The sequence below is a fragment of the Streptomyces sp. ADI95-17 genome (assembly GCF_003846175.1).
Lineage (GTDB): Bacteria > Actinomycetota > Actinomycetes > Streptomycetales > Streptomycetaceae > Streptomyces > Streptomyces sanglieri.
This window is the reverse complement of record NZ_ML123045.1, coordinates 1026000-1044247: the sequence shown is the minus strand read 5'-3', so window position 1 is coordinate 1044247 and position 18248 is coordinate 1026000. Positions and strand designations below refer to the sequence as shown.

Below are 18248 nucleotides of genomic sequence, written 5' to 3'. Positions count from 1 at the left end.
CGATTAGGCCGGGACGATGTTCTCCGCCTGCGGGCCCTTCTGGCCCTGCGTGACGTCGAAGGAGACCTTCTGGCCCTCCTGGAGCTCACGGAAGCCCGAGGTGGCGATGTTGGAGTAGTGGGCGAAGACGTCGGCGCCGCCGCCGTCCTGCTCGATGAAGCCGAAGCCCTTTTCCGAGTTGAACCACTTCACGGTTCCAGTAGCCATGTCATTCTCCTAAAAGAGGTGCAGTGCCGGAAATCCGCACTTTACGAATTTCAAGTCGCCGCATTGAGCCCCATCCGGAGAAAGCCGGAAAACAATAATGCGCCTGAGGAAGCATTCCCGTCAGGCGCACATAAAGTTCATGGGTACCAAAACTGCAACTCGACAACCGTAGCACGTTCCGTCGGCGAGCGGTGGGAACACGCCGCGCGGCCGGTCGGCGGATTCGGGTCCGGCCCTTGCGGGAACTGGCCGGGCGGGGCCCCGAAAGCCGCCGGAATCCTTGGCGCGACCGGTGTCGCGGCGGCCCGGCGGCCGGGTCCGGACCGGGTCCGCGGTCAGAGCCGTTCGATGATCGTGACGTTCGCCTGGCCGCCGCCCTCGCACATGACCTGGAGGCCGTAGCGGCCGCCGGTGCGCTCCAGTTCGTGCAGCAGGGTCGTCATCAATTTCGCGCCGGTTGCGCCGAGCGGGTGACCGAGGGCGATCCCGCCGCCGTTGACGTTGACCCGGTCGGGGTCGGCCCCGGTCTCCTTCAGCCAGGCCAGGACGACGGGTGCGAATGCCTCGTTGATCTCGACCAGGTCCATGTCGTCGAGGGTCATCGAGGCCTTCTTGAGCGCGTACGCGGTGGCCGGGATCGGTGCCGACAGCATGCGGATCGGGTCCTCGCCGCGCACCGAGAGGTGGTGGACGCGGGCGCGCGGGGTGAGGCCGTGCTCGGCGACGGCGCGTTCGGAGGCGATGAGCAGGGCGGCGGCGCCGTCGGAGATCTGCGAGGAGCAAGCGGCGGTGATGGTGCCGCCGTCCAGGACCGGCTTCAGCCCCGCCATCTTCTCCAGGGTGGTGTCGCGGCGCGGCCCCTCGTCGGTGGTGACACCCGCGAGGGCGACGGTCTCGCGGGCGAAGCGGCCCTCGTCGATGGCGCGGATCGCGCGCCGGTGGGAGCGGAGCGCGAACTCCTCCATGTCCCGGCGGCTGATGTCCCACTTCTCGGCGATCAGCTGGGCCCCGTGGAACTGGTTGACCGGGGCGTCGCCGTACCGGGCGCGCCAGCCCTCGCTGCCCGCGTACGGGCCCTCGGTCAGCCCGAGGGGTTCGGCGGCCTGGCGGGAGGCGAAGGCGATGGGGATCTGCGTCATGGACTGGGCGCCGCCCGCGACCACCAGGTCCTGGGTGCCGGAGAGGACGCCCTGGGCGGCGAAGTGCAGGGCCTGCTGGGAGGAGCCGCACTGGCGGTCGACGGTCACGCCGGGAACCTCCTCGGGCAGTCCGGCCGCCAGCCAGCAGGTGCGGGCGATGTCGCCGGCCTGCGGTCCGACGGTGTCGAGGCAGCCGAAGACCACGTCCTCGACGGCCGCCGGATCGATCCCGCTCCGTTCGACGAGGGCCTTGAGGACGTGGGCGCCGAGGTCGGCGGGGTGGACGGCGCCGAGGCCGCCCCCGCGCCGGCCGACCGGGGTGCGTACCGCTTCGACTATGTATGCCTCGGCCATGACTGCTGCTCCTTGGTGAGCGCGGGTGGGGTCAGGTGTCGAGGGCGATGCCGTCCAGGACCATCGAGAGGTACTGGCGGGCGATCTCCTCGGGGCTGTGCAGTCCGCCCGGCCGGTACCAGGACGCCGCGACCCAGACCGTGTCGCGGACGAAGCGGTAGGTCAGGCGGATGTCCAGGTCGGCGCGGAAGCTGTGGTCGGCGACGCCGCGTTCCAGCGTGCCGAGCCAGGCCTTCTCGAACTTCTGCTGGGAGTCGGCGAGGTACTGGAAGCGCGGCTGGTCGGCCAGATGCCTGGCCTCCTTCTGGTAGATGGCGACGGCGGCGCGGTGCCGGTCGATCTCCCGGAAGGACTCGGTGACGAGCGCCTCGATGGTCCGCCTGGGGGCCAGCCCGGCGGCGAGGACCGTGTCGTACCCCTCCCAGAGTTCGGTGAGGAAGGTCGAGAGGATCTCGTCGAGCATCGATTCCTTGGAATCGAAGTGGTAGTAGAGGCTGCCCGCGAGCATCCCGGCCGCGTCCGCGATCTTGCGGACGGTGGTGGCGTTGTATCCCTGGGCGGCGAAGACCTCGGCGGCGGTGGCGAGCAGTTCGCGGCGCCGCTCGGGCGAGGGGGTCACCTGGGGCTTCTTCTTGGTAGGCACCCGGCCATTCTCCGCCCGACGGCCACTGCCGGGGGTGTCCCGTGCCGTCGCACGGTCAGGCCCGCTGACTGCTGACGGAGACGACCTCGCCGGTCAGGTACGAGGAGTAGTCGCTGGCGAGGAAGACGATGACGTTGGCGACCTCCCACGGCTCGGCGTACCGGCCGAAGGCCTCCTTCGCGGTCAGTTCGTCCAGGAGTTCGGCGGAGGTGACCTTCACCAGGTGCGGGTGCATGGCGAGGCTGGGCGCGACGGCGTTGACGCGTACGCCGTACTCGGCGGCCTCGATCGCGGCGCACCGGGTGAGCGCCATGACGCCGGCCTTCGCGGCGGCGTAGTGCGCCTGGCCGCTCTGGGCGCGCCAGCCGACGACGGAGGCGTTGTTGACGACGATGCCGCCGCGGCCCGCCGCCCTGAGGGAGCGCAGGGCGGCCCGGGTACAGCGGAAGGTGCCGTTCAGGGTGACGTCGAGGACCTTGGTCCACTGCTCGTCGGTCATCTCGGTGAGTTCGGCGGTGCCGCCGAGGCCGGCGTTGTTGACGACGATGTCGAGGCCGCCGTGGGTCCGTTCGGCGAGTTCGAACAGGGCCCGGACCTGGGTCTCGTCGGTGACGTCGCAGGGCAGTGCGGCGACCCGGTCCGCGCCGAACTCCTCGGCGAACGCCTGCTCGGTCTCCTTCAGCCGGCGGGCGTGCGCGTCGCCGATGACGATGCGGGCGCCCTCCTCCAGGAATCTGCGGGCGGTGGCGCCGCCGATGCCGGCGCCCGCTGCCGCGGTGACGACGGCGGTGCGGCCGGCCAGCAGCCCGTGCCCGGATACGTACTGCGGTGCGCTCACGCCCGTACCTCCTCGGTCCCGGCCCGCGGGTCCTCGACGGTGCTCGTGCCCGTACGTTAACCTACCAAACACTTGTTAGGGAAGGATGAGCCGATGCCCTCTGCCCACGACCCCTCCGCCGCCGGCCAGGACGGCCCGGTGCTGTACGAGCGCCGCGGCCCGGTCGCGTACCTCACGCTGAACCGCCCGCGCTACCGCAACGCCCAGAACTCGGCCATGACCTACGCCCTGGACGACGCGTTCTACCGGGCCGCCGAGGACTCCGAGGTCAAGGTGGCCGTGCTGGCCGGCGCCGGGGAGCACTTCTCGGCGGGCCATGACATCGGCACGCCCGAGCGCGACGCGCATCTGCCCTTCGAGCGCCGGGCGGGCCTGTGGTGGGACCACTCCGACAAGGCCGGCGCGGAGAGCCGCTTCGCCCGCGAGTCGGAGGTCTATCTGGGCATGTGCAGGCGGTGGCGCGAGCTGCCGAAGCCGGTCGTCGCCTCCGTGCAGGGCGCCTGCGTGGCCGGCGGGCTGATGCTCGCCTGGATCTGCGACCTGATCGTGGCGAGCGAGGACGCCTTCTTCGCCGATCCGGTGGTGCGGATGGGCATTCCCGGTGTCGAGTACTTCGCCCATCCCTGGGTGATGCCGCCCCGGATCGCGAAGGAGTTCCTGTACACCGGCGACCGGATGAGCGCCCGCCGGGCGTACGAGGTCGGCATGGTGAACAAGGTGGTTGAGCGGGACGAACTTGCGGACATCACCCACGAGTTGGCGCTCCGGATCGCCGCGATGCCCCGGCTCGGGCTGGCCCTCACCAAGCGTGCGGTCAACCAGGCCGAGGACCTCCAGGGGATGCACACCGGGATGGACTCCGTCTTCGGGCTGCACCACCTCGCCCACGCGCACAACGCGGAGACGGCGGCGGATCCGCTGGGCGGCATGGACATCGCCTCGATGAAGAAGAAGGCGGACGGCTGATGGATCTGTCGGGCACGGAGCAGGAGACGGCGTTCCGGGACGAGGCGCGCCGGTGGCTGCGGGCCCATGTGCCCGCGGCCCCGCTGCCGTCGCTGGAGACCGCCGAGGGCTTCGCCGCGCACCGGGAGTGGGAGGCGCGGCTGTACGCGGACCGCTGGTCGGTGGTCTCCTGGCCGGCCGAGTACGGCGGCCGGGGCGTCGACATCTTCCGGTGGCTGATCTTCGAGGAGGAGTACTACGCGGCGGGCGGCCCCGGCCGGGTCTCGCAGAACGGCATCAACCTCCTCGCTCCGACGCTCTTCGACCACGCCACGGACGAGCAGCGGGCGCGGGTCCTGCCGTCGATGGCGAGCGGCGAGGTGATCTGGGCGCAGGCCTGGTCCGAGCCGGAGTCGGGTTCGGACCTGGCGTCGCTGCGTTCGCGGGCGGTGCGTACGGACGGCGGCTGGCTGCTCTCGGGGCAGAAGACCTGGTCGTCCCGGGCCGCCTTCGCGGACCGGGCGTTCGGCATCTTCCGCAGCGATCCGGGCGCGGCGAAACCGCACCACGGGCTGACGTATCTGATGTTCGACCTGTCGGCGCCCGGGGTCTCGGTCCGGCCGATCGGGCGGCTCGACGGGAAGCCGGCCTTCGCCGAGCTGTTCCTGGACGAGGTCTTCGTACCGGACGAGGACGTCATCGGGGAGCCCGGCCAGGGCTGGCGTATCGCCATGTCGACAACGGGCAACGAACGGGGGCTGACGCTCCGCTCCCCCGGCCGTTTCCTGGCCGCCGCCGACCGGCTGGCCGTGCTCTGGCGGACCCACGGCGACCCGTCGGACACGGCGACGCGGGACCGGGTGGCGGACGCGGTGATCGGGGCGCGCGCGTATCAGCTCTTCACCGCCGCCAACGCCTCGCGCTTCGCCGCCGGGTCGGCCATCGGCGCGGAGTCCAGCCTGAACAAGGTGTTCTGGTCCGAGTACGACATCGCCCTGCACGAGACCGCGCTCGACCTGCTGGGCCCGGACGCGGAACTCGCCACGTCCGACTGGGCCGAGGGGTACGTCTTCTCCCTCGCGGGCCCCATCTACGCCGGCACCAACGAGATCCAGCGCGACATCATCGCCGAGCGGCTGCTCGGCCTGCCGAAGGGACGGCGCTGATGCGTTTCCTCCTGGACGACGAGCAGCGGGAGTTCGCCCGCTCGCTGGACGCGATGCTGACCGCCGCGGACACCCCTTCGGTGGTACGGGCCTGGGCCGCCGGGGACCACGGACCGGGCAGGGACCTGTGGGCCCGGCTGGCGGCAGCGGGGGTCTTCGCGCTCGCGGTGCCGGAGGCGTACGAGGGCGTCGGCCCGTTGCCGGTCGAACTCGCAGTCGCCTTCACCGAGTTGGGGCGGCACGCGGTGCCGGGGCCGGTGGTGGAGACGGTCGCGGCGGCGGTGCTGCTGGCGGAGGTGGGCGGCCCGGCGGCCAAGGAGTGGCTGCCCCGGCTGGCATCGGGCGCGGCGTCGGCGACGCTCCGGACGGACGGGCACGGGCCGTACGCACTGGACGCGGACGCGGTGGACGCGGTGTTCACGGTGACCGGTGACGAGCTGCGGCTCGCGCCCGGTCCCGGCGCGCTCAACGTGTCGTCCGACCCGGCCCGGCGGCTGTGGCGCCCCGCACCGGGCGGGGAACTGCTCGCGTCGGGGACCCGGGTGGCCGGGGCGGCGGCACGGGCGGCCGGGTGGGCGGCGTTCGTGACGGCGGCGCAGGCGCTCGGCACGGGCGAGGCGCTGCTGCGGTCCACGGTCGGGTACGTGAAGCAGCGCACCCAGTTCGGTGTGGCCATCGGCTCGTTCCAGGCGGTGAAGCACCGGCTGGCGGACACCCTGATCGGGCTGGAGTTCGCCCGTCCGCTGCTGTACGGGGCGGCGCTCGCGCTGGCCGGGGACGCGCCGGACGCCGGCGCACAGGTGGCGGCGGCCAAGGTGGCGGCGGGCGAGGCGGGGTACGCGGCGGCCGGGACGGCTCTGCAGCTGCACGGTGCGGTGGGGTACACGCAGGAGCTGGATCTGGCGCTGTGGCTGCGGAAGGCCCGCCCGCTGCGGGACGCCTGGGGGACGCCTGGGGCGTGCCGGGCGCGGGTGCTCGCCGACGGGCCGGCCGCGCCCGACAGGCTCTCAGGCGGTCGCGGTCGGTGAGCCGTCCTCGTTGCCCTTTCGGAAGGTGCGCAGCGGGTGACCGGGGCGCCATGTCTGAATGACCATGGTGTCGCCGCCTTCGATCCCGGTGTGCACCACCTCGGTCGGCTCCGCCCGGAAGAGGTGGAAGGGTTCCGGCGGCTTCACCTCCTCGATGAAGCGGGCCAGCACGGCGGGGTCGGTCACCTCCACCGCGCGGCCGGAGATCCGGACGTCACCGTCGGCCATCTCGGCGTCCGGTCCGGGGTTGGCGTGCACCGCGAACCGCGGATCGCGCATCAGGTCCAGCGCCTTGCGCGAGTTCGGCATCATGCCGAGCCACACCTCACCGAAGCGGAAGTCCACCTCAAGACCGGTCACGCGCGGCGATCCGTCCTTGCGCAGGGTCGCCAGGACGTGGTGCTTGTAGAGCTGGAAGCGGGCCCGGACGGTGTCGGCGAAGGCAGGCTCCGCCGACCGGAAATCTTCCCAGGAACTCGATGTCATGCGTCCATGGAACCGTGGATACCCGACATCTTCTGTCCTGATTTTCCGGCCCGCGCCGACCCGTCCGCCCTCCGGCCCGTCCGGCTCAGCCTTCCGAGAGGGTGACCAGCAGCGCCCACCCGTGGGTCCGGAGCACCCCCGCTGCCGCATCCCGCGTCAACAGGGCGTCGTAGCGGTCGAGTTCGAGCTCCGTGCCGTCGAGCACCGCGCCGTCCTCCAGCGCGACGGCGAGCACCGCCCCGCCCGGGGGCGCCGACAGCCGGACGGTGCCGCGCACCACCGCGACGGCCGCGCTCGTCCGCCCCCTGCGGCACATCACGTTGAGGTTGACGACGGGGCCGCCGAGCAGAGTGCCGCCGGTCTCGGAGTCGCCGGGGAAGTCGTGCGGCCAGTACGGCTCGTCGACGATGTGGTGCTCACCGTCCACCATGAGGTCCATGCCGGCGCCCTCGACCACGGTCAGAATGCGGTCGACGCCGGGGAAGGCGGAGAACGGCCCGTCCTCGGTCACCTCGGCGAGGCTGACCCGCCAGTCGAAGGCGTCCATCGGCGCGCCCTCGGGGTACGCAGCGATCTCCCGGGTGACTCCCCCGCCGTTCTTCCAGGGCGTGGCCGTACGGCCGGCCGCGCGCAGTACCCGGGCGGTCACTTGACGATCCCCTGGGCCCTGGCCGAGGCCAGCCACTGCGGGAATTCGGCGACGATCCGGTCGTACAGCTCGGCGTCCGGGACCTGGCGCGGGTCGGGTCCGGCGTGGAAGAACCCGGCGTTGTCCACGGCGCGCCTGGCGGGCACGGCCAGTTCGTCGAGCTTGCGCAGGAAGTCGAACTGGTTGCTCCGCTTGTTGCCGAAGCCGATGAACTGCCAGAACAGCGGGAGTTTCGCCGCCTTGCAGAGATAGCGTTCCGCCGCGTGCTTGCTGATCGGGCCGCCGTCGGTCTGGAAGACGACGAGCGCGGGCGCGGTGGAACCGCTGTCGAGGTAGTGGTCGATGACGGCGTCCATGGCCAGGTGGTAGCTGGTCTTCCCCATGTGCCCGAGGCCGGCCACGATCGCGTCGACCCGGCCGCGGTGGTCGTCCAGCGCGATGTCGGTGACGGCGTCGACCTCCGTGGAGAACAGGACGAGGGGGACGCGGCCGTCGTCGTCCAGATGGGCCGAGAGCCCCAGCACCCGGTCGGCCAGTGCCTGGACGCTGCCGTCCTTGTAGTACTCCCGCATGGAGCCGGAGTAGTCGAGCACCAGATAGACCGCGGCGCGCTCGCCGCTCATGCGGTGCTTCGTCAACGAGACCGCGGCGCTCTTGTAGAGGCTGACCAGCGCGGGCGCGCTCTCCTCGATCTTGCGGAGGCTGATGGCCGGACCTGTTGCGGCGGCGGGCGAGCCGGCCATGCGGTGTCTCCGATCCTCGACGTGCCGGGACCTTTGAGCGTAGGCCACCCGGGCATGCCCCGGCCGGGCGGTGTTCGCTATGTTGATCTGCCGCCGTCCCCACCGGCCGCTCGTGTCCACCCACCCGTGAAGGAGCCTGCCGTGGAGGCCGCGGTCACCACCTGTTATCGCCATCCGTCCTACGAGACGTATGTGAGCTGCACCCGCTGCGAACGCTTCATCTGCCCCGACTGCATGCGCGAGGCCGCCGTCGGCCACCACTGCGTGGAGTGCGTGAAGGAGGGGCAGCGCTCGGTCCGGCAGGCGCGCACGGTGTTCGGCGGGTCGGTTGCGCGGACCGCGGTGCCGATCGTCACGTATGTGCTGATCGGGCTCAACATCGCTGCGTACCTGGGCGAGTTGGTCCGTCCGGGGATCATCGACCGGTTCGCGATGCTCGGCGCGGGGCTGAACGGCCCGGACGGCGAGCAGTACGTCTACGAGGCCGGGGACTTCCCCGGCTTCGATGTGATCGGGGTGGTGGGCGGCGAGTGGTACCGGCTGCTGACCGGGTCCTTCCTGCATCTGCCGCCGGGCGGCTCGTCCCTCGGTTCGCTGCCGTTCGGGGTGCTGCACATCCTGTTCAACATGTACGCGCTGTGGAACCTGGGCCGGGTCGTGGAGGAGCAGCTCGGCCGGGCCCGTTATCTCGCGCTGTATCTGCTGTCCGCGCTGGGCGGTTCGGTCCTGGTCCATCTGATCGCGCCGTACACCGGCACGGTGGGCGCCTCGGGTGCGATCTTCGGGCTCGGGGCGGCGTTCTACGTCATCAACCGGCGGCTGGGCCGCGACATGCGGGCGGTCAACCGGTTCATGGCCGGCTTCCTGATCTGGATGCTGATCTCGGCCGGATTCGCCTCGTGGCAGGGCCACTTGGGCGGTCTCCTGACGGGCGGCATCGTCACCGTGGCGTACGCCTACGCCCCGGCGAAGCGCCGTACGACGGTCCAGGCCGCCGCGTGTGTGGTGCTGTTCGCCGTGCTGGTGCTGCTGGTGGTGCTCAAGAACTCCGCGCTGACGGGCTGAGCCGGGGCCGGCGGACCGGCCCCGGACGCGCCACGGCGCCTGCCGAATCGTCCGGTCGGGGACGGGCAGGCGCCGCGTTCAGTTCCGCACGCCGTTGTGCGGGACGTCTGTGTGTGCCGTGATCAGACCGTCAGTGCACGGTCCGTCGGGCGGATCGGGGCCGGCAGGGCGCTGGCTCCGGTCAGGAAGCGGTCCACCCCGCGGGCCGCGGAGCGGCCCTCGGCGATGGCCCACACGATGAGGGACTGGCCGCGGCCTGCGTCACCGGCGACGAAGACCCCGTCGACGTTGGTGGCGTAGTCCGCGTCGCGCGCGACGTTGCCGCGCTCGTCGAGCTCCAGGCCGAACTGCTGGACCAGACCGTTGGCCTGGTCGGTGCCGGTGAAGCCCATGGCGAGGGTGACCAGCTGCGCGGGGATGGACCGCTCGGTGCCGGGCTTCTGCGCCGGCTTGCCGTCCTTGAACTCCACCTCGACCAGGTGCAGTGCCTGGACGTTGCCGTCCTCGTCGCCCTCGAAGTGGGTGGTGGAGACGGAGTAGACCCGCTCGCCGCCCTCCTCGTGCGCGGAGGTGACCTTGTAGAGCATCGGGAAGGTCGGCCAGGGCTGGTTGGCGTTCCGGTCCTCGCCCGGCCGGGGCATGATCTCCAGCTGGGTGACGGAGAGCGCGCCCTGGCGGTGGGCGGTGCCGACGCAGTCGGCGCCGGTGTCGCCGCCGCCGATGACGACGACGTGCTTGCCCTCGGCGGTGATCGGGGAGACCGTCAGGTCGCCCTCCTGCACCTTGTTGGCCAGCGGCAGGTACTCCATGGCGAAGTGCACGCCGTTCAGCTCACGGCCCGGGACGGGCAGGTCGCGCGAGACGGTGGCACCGGCGGCGATGACGACCGCGTCGTAGCGGCGGCGGAGCTTGGCGGCGTCGATGTCGCGGCCGATCTCCGTCTCGGTGCGGAACTTGGTGCCCTCCGCGCGCATCTGCTCGATGCGGCGGTTGATGTGCGCCTTCTCCATCTTGAACTCGGGGATGCCGTACCGGAGAAGCCCTCCGATGCGGTCGGCGCGCTCGTACACGGCGACGGTGTGGCCGGCCCGGGTCAGCTGCTGGGCGGCGGCGAGACCCGCCGGGCCCGAGCCGATCACGGCGACGGTCTTGCCGGAGAGCCGCTCGGGCGGCTGCGGGGTGACGTCACCGTTGCCCCACGCCTTGTCGATGATGGAGACCTCGACGTTCTTGATGGTGACGGCCGGCTGGTTGATGCCGAGCACGCACGCCGACTCGCACGGGGCCGGGCAGAGCCGCCCGGTGAACTCCGGGAAGTTGTTCGTGGCGTGCAGGCGCTCGGACGCGGCCGACCAGTCCTCGCGGTAGGCGTAGTCGTTCCACTCGGGGATGAGGTTTCCGAGCGGGCAGCCGTTGTGGCAGAACGGGATGCCGCAGTCCATGCAGCGGCCGGCCTGCTTGCTGATGATCGGGAGCAGCGAGCCCGGAACGTAGACCTCGTTCCAGTCCTTGACGCGCTCGCCCACGGGGCGGGTCTCGGCGACCTCGCGCCCGGTGGTCAGGAAGCCCTTGGGGTCAGCCATTGGTCGCCGCCTCCATCATCTTCTCGGTGGTCTCCTGCTCGGAGAGACCGGCGAGCTCAGCGGCGTCCTTGGCGGCGAGCACTGCCTTGTAGGTGGACGGGATGATCTTGCTGAAGCGGGTCACGGCGGTGTCCCACTCGGCAAGCAGCTTCTCGGCGACCGTGGATCCGGTCTCCTCCTGGTGGCGGCGCACCACATCGTGCAGCCACTGCCTGTCGGCGTCGGAGGGGGTCTCGACGGCACCGAGGTTGCCGGCGTTGACGTTGTCGCGGTTCAGGTCGATGACGTACGCGACACCGCCCGACATGCCCGCGGCGAAGTTGCGACCGGTCTCGCCGAGGACGACCGCGTGCCCGCCGGTCATGTACTCGCAGCCGTGGTCGCCCACGCCCTCCGAGACGACCGTGGCGCCGGAGTTGCGGACGCAGAACCGCTCACCGGTGCGGCCGCGCAGGAACAGCTCGCCGCCGGTGGCGCCGTAGGCGATGGTGTTGCCCGCGATGGTGGAGTACTCGGCGAGGTGGTCGGCGCCGCGGTCCGGGCGGACGACGACGCGGCCGCCGGAGAGGCCCTTGCCGACGTAGTCGTTGGCGTCGCCCTCCAGGCGCAGCGTGACGCCGCTCGGCACGAACGCGCCGAAGGACTGGCCCGCGGAGCCGGTGAAGGTGATGTCGATGGTGTCCTGCGGCAGGCCGGCGCCGCCGAACTTCTTCGTCACCTCGTGGCCGAGCATGGTGCCGACGGTCCGGTTGATGTTGCGGATCGCGATCTGGGCCCGGACCGGCAGTGCGGCTTCGGCGCTGTCCGCGTTCAGGGCGTCGGCGGCGAGCCTGATCAGCTCGTTGTCGAGGGCCTTGGCGAGACCGTGGTCCTGCTCGGCCCGCTGGTGGCGGACCGCACCCTCGGGCAGCTCGGGGACGTGGAAGAGCGGCTTCAGGTCCAGGCCCTGCGCCTTCCAGTGCGTGATCGCACGGTCGGTGTCGAGCAGCTCGGCGTGGCCGACGGCCTCTTCGATCGTACGGAAGCCGAGCTCGGCGAGGATCTCGCGGACTTCCTGGGCGATGAACTCGAAGAAGTTGACGACGTACTCGGCCTTGCCGGAGAACCGGTCGCGCAGGACGGGGTTCTGGGTGGCGATGCCGACCGGGCAGGTGTCCAGGTGGCAGACGCGCATCATGACGCAGCCGGACACGACGAGCGGCGCGGTCGCGAAACCGAACTCCTCGGCGCCCAGCAGTGCGGCGATGACGACGTCGCGGCCGGTCTTCAGCTGGCCGTCGGTCTGTACGACGATGCGGTCGCGCAGGCCGTTGAGCAGCAGGGTCTGCTGGGTCTCGGCGAGGCCGAGCTCCCAGGGGCCGCCCGCGTGCTTCAGGGAGGTGAGCGGGGAGGCGCCCGTTCCGCCGTCGTGGCCGGAGATCAGGACGACGTCCGCGTGTGCCTTGGAGACACCGGCGGCGACCGTGCCGACGCCGACCTCGGAGACCAGCTTCACGTGGATGCGGGCCGCCGGGTTGGCGTTCTTGAGGTCGTGGATCAGCTGAGCCAGGTCCTCGATGGAGTAGATGTCGTGGTGCGGCGGCGGCGAGATGAGGCCGACGCCCGGGGTGGAGTGCCGGGTCTTCGCGACCCAGGGGTAGACCTTGTGGCCGGGCAGCTGGCCGCCCTCGCCGGGCTTGGCGCCCTGCGCCATCTTGATCTGGATGTCGTCCGCGTTGACCAGGTACTCGCTGGTCACGCCGAAGCGGCCGGAGGCGACCTGCTTGATGGACGAGCGGCGCGCCGGGTCGTAGAGCCGGTCGGCGTCCTCGCCGCCCTCGCCGGTGTTGGACTTGCCGCCCAGCTGGTTCATGGCGATGGCGAGGGTCTCGTGCGCCTCGCGGGAGATCGAGCCGTACGACATGGCGCCGGTGGAGAAGCGCTTGACGATGTCGGAGACGGACTCGACCTCGTCGATGTCGATCGCCTCGCGGTCGCTCTTGAAGCCGAACAGGCCGCGGAGCGTCATCAGCCGCTCGGACTGCTCGTTCACCCGGTCGGTGTACTTCTTGAAGATGTCGTAGCGCTTGTTGCGGGTGGCGTGCTGGAGGCGGAAGACCGTCTCGGGGTCGAACAGGTGCGGCTCGCCCTCGCGGCGCCACTGGTACTCGCCGCCGATCTCCAGCGCACGGTGCGAGGCGGAGATGCCGGAGGCGGGGTAGCCCTTGGCGTGGCGGGCGGCGACCTCCTTGGCGACGACGTCGAGGCCGGCGCCGCCGATCTTGGTGGCGGTGCCGTTGAAGTACTTCGCGACGAAGTCCTCGTCCAGGCCGACGGCCTCGAAGACCTGGGCGCCCCGGTAGGAGGCGACCGTCGAGATGCCCATCTTGGACATGACCTTCAGGACGCCCTTGCCGAGCGCGTAGATCAGGTTCCGGATGGCCTGCTCGGCCTCGATGCCCTCGATGAACGTACCGGCGCGGACCAGGTCCTCGACGGACTCCATCGCCAGGTACGGGTTGACCGCGGCGGCGCCGTAGCCGATGAGCAGCGCGACGTGGTGGACCTCGCGGACGTCCCCGGCCTCGACCAGCAGCCCCACCTGGGTGCGCTGCTTGGTGCGGATGAGGTGGTGGTGGACGGCCGAGGTGAGCAGCAGCGACGGGATCGGGGCGTGCTCGGCGTCGGAGTGCCGGTCGGAGAGGACGACCAGGCGGGCGCCGTCCTCGATGGCGGCGTCGACCTCGGTGCAGATCTCCTCGATCCGCGCGGCCAGCGCGTCACCGCCGCCGCCGACCCGGTAGAGACCGGAGAGCGTGGCGGCCTTCATGCCCGGCATGTCGCCGTCGGCGTTGATGTGTATCAGCTTGGCCAGCTCGTCGTTGTCGATCACCGGGAACGGCAGCGTGACACTGCGGCAGGACGCGGCGTTCGGCTCCAGCAGGTTGCCCGACGGGCCCAGCGTGGAGCGCAGCGAGGTGACGAGCTCCTCGCGGATGGCGTCCAGCGGCGGGTTGGTGACCTGGGCGAACAGCTGGGTGAAGTAGTCGAAGAGCAGCCGGGGGCGCTCGGACAGCGCGGCGATCGGCGAGTCCGTGCCCATGGAGCCGAGCGGCTCGCCGGCGGTGCGGGCCATCGGCGCGAGGATGACGCGGAGCTCTTCCTCGGTGTAGCCGAAGGTCTGCTGGCGGCGGGTGACGGAGGCGTGCGTGTGCACGATGTGCTCCCGCTCGGGGAGGTCCTCCAGCTCGATCTCGCCGGTCTCCAGCCAGTCGCCGTAGGGCTGCTCGGCGGCGAGGGCGGCCTTGATCTCGTCGTCCTCGATGATGCGGCGCTCGGCGGTGTCGACGAGGAACATCTTGCCGGGCTGGAGGCGGCCCTTGCGGACGACCTTCGCGGGGTCGATGTCCAGGACGCCGACCTCGGAGGAGAGCACGACGAGACCGTCGTCGGTGACCCAGTAGCGGCCGGGGCGCAGACCGTTGCGGTCCAGGACCGCGCCGACCTGGGTGCCGTCGGTGAAGGTGACGCAGGCCGGGCCGTCCCAGGGCTCCATCATCGTGGAGTGGTACTGGTAGAAGGCGCGCCGGGCCGGGTCCATGGAGTCGTGGTTCTCCCACGCCTCGGGAACCATCATCAGCACCGAGTGCGGCAGCGAACGGCCACCGAGGTGGAGCAGCTCCAGGACCTCGTCGAAGGAGGCGGAGTCGGAGGCGTCGGGGGTGCAGACGGGGAAGATCCGGTCGAGCTGCTCGCTGCCGAAGAGGCTGGAGGCGAGCTGGGACTCGCGGGCCTTCATCCAGTTGCGGTTGCCCTTGACCGTGTTGATCTCACCGTTGTGCGCGACGAAGCGGTACGGGTGGGCGAGCGGCCAGCTCGGGAAGGTGTTGGTGGAGAACCGCGAGTGGACCAGGGCGACCGCGGTGGCGAAGCGGCGGTCGGAGAGGTCCGGGAAGAACGGCTCCAGCTGCCCGGTGGTGAGCATGCCCTTGTAGACGATCGTGCGGGCGGAGAGCGAGGGGAAGTACACCCCGGTCTCCCGCTCGGCGCGCTTGCGCAGCACGAAGGCCTTGCGGTCGAGGGCGATGCCGGTGCTCTCACCGTCCGCCACGAAGAGCTGACGGAACTCGGGCATGGTGGCGCGGGCGCCGTTGCCGAGGATGCCGGGGGTGACGGGGACCTGACGCCAGCCGAGGACCTTGAGGCCCTCCTCCGCGGCGATCTTCTCCAGCTTGCGGACGGCCTCGGTGGAGTCGTCGGCGGGCAGGAAGGCGATTCCGACGGCGTAGGCACCGGCTTCGGGGAGCTCGAAGGCGGTCTCTTCGCGCAGGAAGGCGTCCGGCACCTGGAGGAGGATCCCGGCGCCGTCGCCGGAGTCGGGCTCGGATCCGGTGGCCCCGCGGTGTTCGAGATTGCGCAGCACGGTCAGCGCCTGCTCGACCAGCTCATGGCTGGCCACACCGGTCAGAGTGGCCACGAACCCGACACCGCAGGCGTCGTGCTCGTTACGGGGGTCGTACATCCCCTGCTGGGCGGGGCGACCGTCCATGGGCGACCAGGCGTCGATGCGCATTGGCTCTCCCGTCGTCGTCGTGGCATGTGCAGTGCCGAGGGACGACGTTGGCCCTCTGCGAAATTTCGTGCAGGTTACATGATGGGGCGCTTCTCAAGAAGCGGATAGTTCGTTCCAACATGCGGACACCGTCCGAGACGGTGGGGTGGGGCGCAGTCGGAGGATCGGCGCCCGAGGGGGACCGCAGAGAGCAGGCGTCGTTGCCTGCGGTGTCTACGGGTCATGCCCGGCGGCAAAGGAAATGAAACCGCCGAGTAACGGCTACTTATGTGTAGCCCTGCATAGGGACTCATTTTAAGCCTGTGGCGGCCGTTCCGCCCAGAGGCGTTCACCAAGACGTACGTCACACGGGTGGCGGACACGTTACGGGCAGGCACCCCCGCCTGCGGGTATGCCTGCCCGTTCCTTCGACGTCCGGGGTGCGGGGTGCGGGTCAGCTCCCGACGGCCACACCGAACAGCGTGCCCAGTCCGTAGGTGATGGCGGCCGCGGCCCCGCCCAGCACCAGCTGACGCAGCCCGCTGTACAGCCAGCTGCGGGCCGTCACCCTGGCCACCACCGCGCCGCAGGCGAACAGCCCGACCAGCGCCAGCAGCACGGCCGGCCACAGCGCGCTCGCACCGAGCAGGTACGGCAGCACGGGCAGCAGGGCGCCCAGCGCGAACGCGCCGAACGACGACACCGCGGCGACCAGCGGCGAGGGCAGATCGCCCGGGTCGATGCCCAGCTCCTCGCGGGCGTGTATCTCCAGCGCCTGCTCCGGGTCGCGCGACAGCTGCCTCGCGACCTCGCGGGCGAGCTCCGGCTCGACACCGCGGGACTCGTAGAGCTCGGCGAGCTCCCGCTCCTCGTCCTTGGGGTGCTTGCGCAACTCCCGCCGCTCGACGTCGAGTTCGGCCTCGACCAGCTCGCGTTGCGAGGCCACGGAGGTGTACTCGCCGGCCGCCATGGAGAACGCGCCGGCGGCCAGGCCCGCCAGACCGGTGATCACGATCGTCTGCTGGGAGACGGCACCACCCGCGACGCCGGTCATCAGCGCGAGGTTGGAGACCAGCCCGTCCATGGCACCGAAGACCGCCGGACGCAGCCAGCCGCCGTTCACATCACGGTGGGTGTGGTTGTCGCGGTGCGCCTCGTGCAGTACGGCGTCGGTCTCGATGATGGACATGCCTCTCCCCTTCTCCGGCAGCGGGTTCACCTCGCTCCGCCCCCGCTCAACACCATCGAAAGTACGCACGAAAAACGGCTCCCGCCAGCAAGGCAGGCCGTACTTACCACGCTCCGTGAGCAGGTAAGTACGACCTTCCTCAGCGCCTCTGGCCCTTCATCCGACTGGCCCTTTTGTTGCGATTGTCGGCCTCTGTCGGCGCTTCGCGTGGCACAGATCGAGGAGGACGAGAACTGGCTCGGTGCGAGCGAAGGGTCGACGCGATGGAGTTGATCGCAGGAAATCCGGCGGAGCCGCGGACCGGCGGCGCGGAACCGGGGATGCCGGAGCGCGCGGGGCGGAGCGGGGCGCCGCGGGGAGACCTGGCCGACCGGGCCCGCGGCTCACTGCTCGGGCTCGCGGTCGGGGACGCGCTGGGCGCACCGGCGGAGAATCTGCGGCCCTCGGAGATCCGTCGTCGCTGGGGCCGGATCGAGGGCTTCGTGAGCGACGACCCCGCGGGCACCGACGACACCGAGTACGCGATCTTCTCCGGGCTGCTGCTCGCCCGGCACGGTTCCGCGCTGACCGTCACACACGTGGAGCGGGCCTGGCACCTGTGGATCGCCGATCTCGACGAGGGGCCGTTCCGGGGTGCCGGGTTCAGCGAGCGGGGAACGCTGGAGAATCTGCGCCGGGGGCTCGCCGCCCCGATCTCCGCCCAGCACCGGCACGCCTGGAGCGACGGCCTGGCGATGCGGGCGGCACCGTTCGGCGTCTTCGCGGCCGGCCGGCCGGACGAGGCGGCGCGGCTGGTCGCGGTGGACGGGCGGGTCAGCCATGACGGGGAGGGCATCTACGGCGGCCAGGCGGTGGCGGCCGGGGTGGCCGCCGCGATGACGGGTACCGGGGTCACATCGGTGATCGCCGCCGCGCTGTCGGTCGTCCCCATGGACTCCTGGACGGCGCGTTCGCTCCGGCGCGCGGTGGCGGCCGCACAGCGGAGCTACCCCGACCGGCTCACCATGGAACGTGCGGTGCGCTCAGCGGTGGTGGTCGGCGGCTACCCGTGGACGGACCTGGCACCCGAGGCGGTGGGCCTGGCCTTCGGGGCGTTCGCGGCGGCGCGCGGCGACTTCCGTACGGCGGTGCTGACGGCGGTCAACATGGGCCGCGACGCGGACACCACGGCCGCGGTGGCGGGGGCCCTGGCCGGCGCGCTGAACGGGGCGTCCGCGATTCCGCGGCACTGGGGGGACGCGATCGGCCCGGTCCGGGGCAGCTGTCTGCCGACGATGCGGGGGCACCACGTCCTGGAGATCGCGGAGTTGCTGACTCCGGACGAGGCGGAGGAGGTGGCGGAGGCAGCGGGCGAGGCGAGCGAGGTGGATGGGACGCGCGGGGCGGACGGGGCGGCGCACACGCTGGGCGGGGCGGCCCCGGCGCACGGAGCCGACGCCGCGCGCGACGGCGGCACCGCCGACGGGGGCCCGGCCCGGACCCGCCGGCGCACGGACACAGTCGCGGACACGGGCACGGACACGGGTACGGACACGGGTACGGACACGGGTACGGACACGGTCACAGTCGCGACCCCGATCGCAGTCGCAGTCGCGGCCGCGGCCCGGAACGACGGGCCCCGGAGCGAACCGCGTACGACCGCCGACGCACCACCACCCCCGTACGACGCCTCCCGCACCCCC

General features: G+C 71.3%; 14 protein-coding genes and 1 pseudogene. 5 read left to right on the top strand and 10 right to left on the bottom strand.

Annotated elements, in window-relative coordinates; translation table 11 throughout:
- Positions 1-3: 3 nt before the first annotated feature.
- From EES42_RS12750 to EES42_RS12735, 4 genes are all read right to left on the bottom strand, one after another.
- A complete protein-coding gene (locus EES42_RS12750) occupies positions 4-207 on the bottom strand; it encodes a cold-shock protein (RefSeq protein ID WP_003969786.1) in 204 nt (67 codons plus the stop codon).
- A gap of 335 nt (positions 208-542) precedes the next feature.
- Positions 543-1700: an acetyl-CoA C-acetyltransferase gene (locus EES42_RS12745; RefSeq protein ID WP_124718239.1), complete on the bottom strand. Its 1158-nt coding sequence runs from the start codon at positions 1698-1700 to the stop codon at positions 543-545.
- 31 nt (positions 1701-1731) lie between these two features.
- Positions 1732-2343 (bottom strand): TetR/AcrR family transcriptional regulator, encoded by a 612-nt coding sequence (locus tag EES42_RS12740; RefSeq protein WP_124718238.1) that lies wholly within the window; start codon positions 2341-2343, stop codon positions 1732-1734.
- Between the two features lie 55 nt (positions 2344-2398).
- Entirely contained in the window at positions 2399-3181 is a 783-nt protein-coding gene (locus EES42_RS12735; protein ID WP_124718237.1) for an SDR family oxidoreductase, read from the bottom strand.
- A gap of 93 nt (positions 3182-3274) precedes the next feature.
- On the opposite strand from EES42_RS12735, the gene EES42_RS12730 reads away from it, so the two are divergent.
- The 3 genes from EES42_RS12730 to EES42_RS12720 are packed head-to-tail and all read left to right on the top strand — an operon-like array spanning position 3275 to position 6320.
- Entirely contained in the window at positions 3275-4147 is an 873-nt protein-coding gene (locus EES42_RS12730) for an enoyl-CoA hydratase (protein ID WP_124718236.1), read from the top strand.
- Complete coding sequence (locus EES42_RS12725) at positions 4147-5292, top strand: acyl-CoA dehydrogenase family protein (RefSeq protein WP_124718235.1); 1146 nt, start codon at positions 4147-4149, stop codon at positions 5290-5292. The genes EES42_RS12730 and EES42_RS12725 overlap by 1 nt, the downstream gene beginning before the upstream one ends.
- The gene (locus tag EES42_RS12720; protein ID WP_124718234.1) at positions 5292-6320 is read left to right on the top strand and encodes an acyl-CoA dehydrogenase family protein; all 1029 of its coding nucleotides are present in this window, start codon (positions 5292-5294) and stop codon (positions 6318-6320) included. The genes EES42_RS12725 and EES42_RS12720 overlap by 1 nt, the downstream gene beginning before the upstream one ends.
- On the opposite strand, the gene EES42_RS12715 is transcribed toward EES42_RS12720, so the two are convergent.
- From EES42_RS12715 to EES42_RS12705, 3 genes are all read right to left on the bottom strand, one after another.
- Entirely contained in the window at positions 6300-6806 is a 507-nt protein-coding gene (locus EES42_RS12715) for a pyridoxamine 5'-phosphate oxidase family protein (protein ID WP_124718233.1), read from the bottom strand. The two genes, EES42_RS12720 and EES42_RS12715, sit on opposite strands and share 21 nt — an antisense overlap.
- A gap of 85 nt (positions 6807-6891) precedes the next feature.
- Complete coding sequence (locus EES42_RS12710) at positions 6892-7455, bottom strand: HutD/Ves family protein (protein WP_124718232.1); 564 nt, start codon at positions 7453-7455, stop codon at positions 6892-6894.
- On the bottom strand, positions 7452-8198 hold the full coding sequence (locus EES42_RS12705; protein ID WP_124718231.1) for a vWA domain-containing protein: 747 nt from the start codon (positions 8196-8198) through the stop codon (positions 7452-7454). Before EES42_RS12705 ends, EES42_RS12710 begins: the two co-directional genes overlap by 4 nt.
- 141 nt (positions 8199-8339) lie before the next feature.
- On the opposite strand from EES42_RS12705, the gene EES42_RS12700 reads away from it, so the two are divergent.
- Positions 8340-9263: a rhomboid family intramembrane serine protease gene (locus tag EES42_RS12700; protein WP_124718230.1), complete on the top strand. Its 924-nt coding sequence runs from the start codon at positions 8340-8342 to the stop codon at positions 9261-9263.
- 122 nt (positions 9264-9385) lie between these two features.
- On the opposite strand, the gene EES42_RS12695 is transcribed toward EES42_RS12700, so the two are convergent.
- The 3 genes from EES42_RS12695 to EES42_RS12685 form a co-directional block, all read right to left on the bottom strand.
- Positions 9386-10846 (bottom strand): glutamate synthase subunit beta, encoded by a 1461-nt coding sequence (locus EES42_RS12695; RefSeq protein WP_124718229.1) that lies wholly within the window; start codon positions 10844-10846, stop codon positions 9386-9388.
- Positions 10839-15398 carry a glutamate synthase large subunit gene (gene gltB / locus EES42_RS12690; RefSeq protein WP_124718228.1) on the bottom strand — a complete coding sequence of 1520 codons (4560 nt, stop codon included), beginning with the start codon at positions 15396-15398 and terminating at the stop codon, positions 10839-10841. The genes EES42_RS12695 and gltB overlap by 8 nt, the downstream gene beginning before the upstream one ends.
- Before the next feature lie 433 nt (positions 15399-15831).
- Positions 15832-16566, bottom strand: a complete 735-nt coding sequence (locus EES42_RS12685) for a VIT1/CCC1 transporter family protein (RefSeq protein ID WP_124718227.1) — start codon at positions 16564-16566, stop codon at positions 15832-15834.
- A 263-nt stretch (positions 16567-16829) separates the two neighbouring features.
- Between EES42_RS12685 and EES42_RS12680 the strand changes: the two are divergent.
- Positions 16830-17888, top strand: a pseudogene (locus EES42_RS12680) (ADP-ribosylglycohydrolase family protein); the annotation flags it as partial.
- Positions 17889-18248 lie beyond the last annotated feature (360 nt).

What these genes read in the sequence shown, in the direction of transcription:
- EES42_RS12725 (WP_124718235.1), top strand. Translation starts at nt 4,147, where the DNA reads ATGGATCTGTCGGGCACGGAGCAGGAGACGGCGTTCCGGGACGAGGCG.
- EES42_RS12750 (WP_003969786.1), bottom strand. Translation starts at nt 207, where the DNA reads ATGGCTACTGGAACCGTGAAGTGGTTCAACTCGGAAAAGGGCTTCGGC.
- EES42_RS12705 (WP_124718231.1), bottom strand. Translation starts at nt 8,198, where the DNA reads ATGGCCGGCTCGCCCGCCGCCGCAACAGGTCCGGCCATCAGCCTCCGC.
- EES42_RS12745 (WP_124718239.1), bottom strand. Translation starts at nt 1,700, where the DNA reads ATGGCCGAGGCATACATAGTCGAAGCGGTACGCACCCCGGTCGGCCGG.
- EES42_RS12720 (WP_124718234.1), top strand. Translation starts at nt 5,292, where the DNA reads ATGCGTTTCCTCCTGGACGACGAGCAGCGGGAGTTCGCCCGCTCGCTG.
- EES42_RS12715 (WP_124718233.1), bottom strand. Translation starts at nt 6,806, where the DNA reads ATGACATCGAGTTCCTGGGAAGATTTCCGGTCGGCGGAGCCTGCCTTC.
- EES42_RS12685 (WP_124718227.1), bottom strand. Translation starts at nt 16,566, where the DNA reads ATGTCCATCATCGAGACCGACGCCGTACTGCACGAGGCGCACCGCGAC.
- EES42_RS12695 (WP_124718229.1), bottom strand. Translation starts at nt 10,846, where the DNA reads ATGGCTGACCCCAAGGGCTTCCTGACCACCGGGCGCGAGGTCGCCGAG.
- EES42_RS12730 (WP_124718236.1), top strand. Translation starts at nt 3,275, where the DNA reads ATGCCCTCTGCCCACGACCCCTCCGCCGCCGGCCAGGACGGCCCGGTG.
- gltB (WP_124718228.1), bottom strand. Translation starts at nt 15,398, where the DNA reads ATGCGCATCGACGCCTGGTCGCCCATGGACGGTCGCCCCGCCCAGCAG.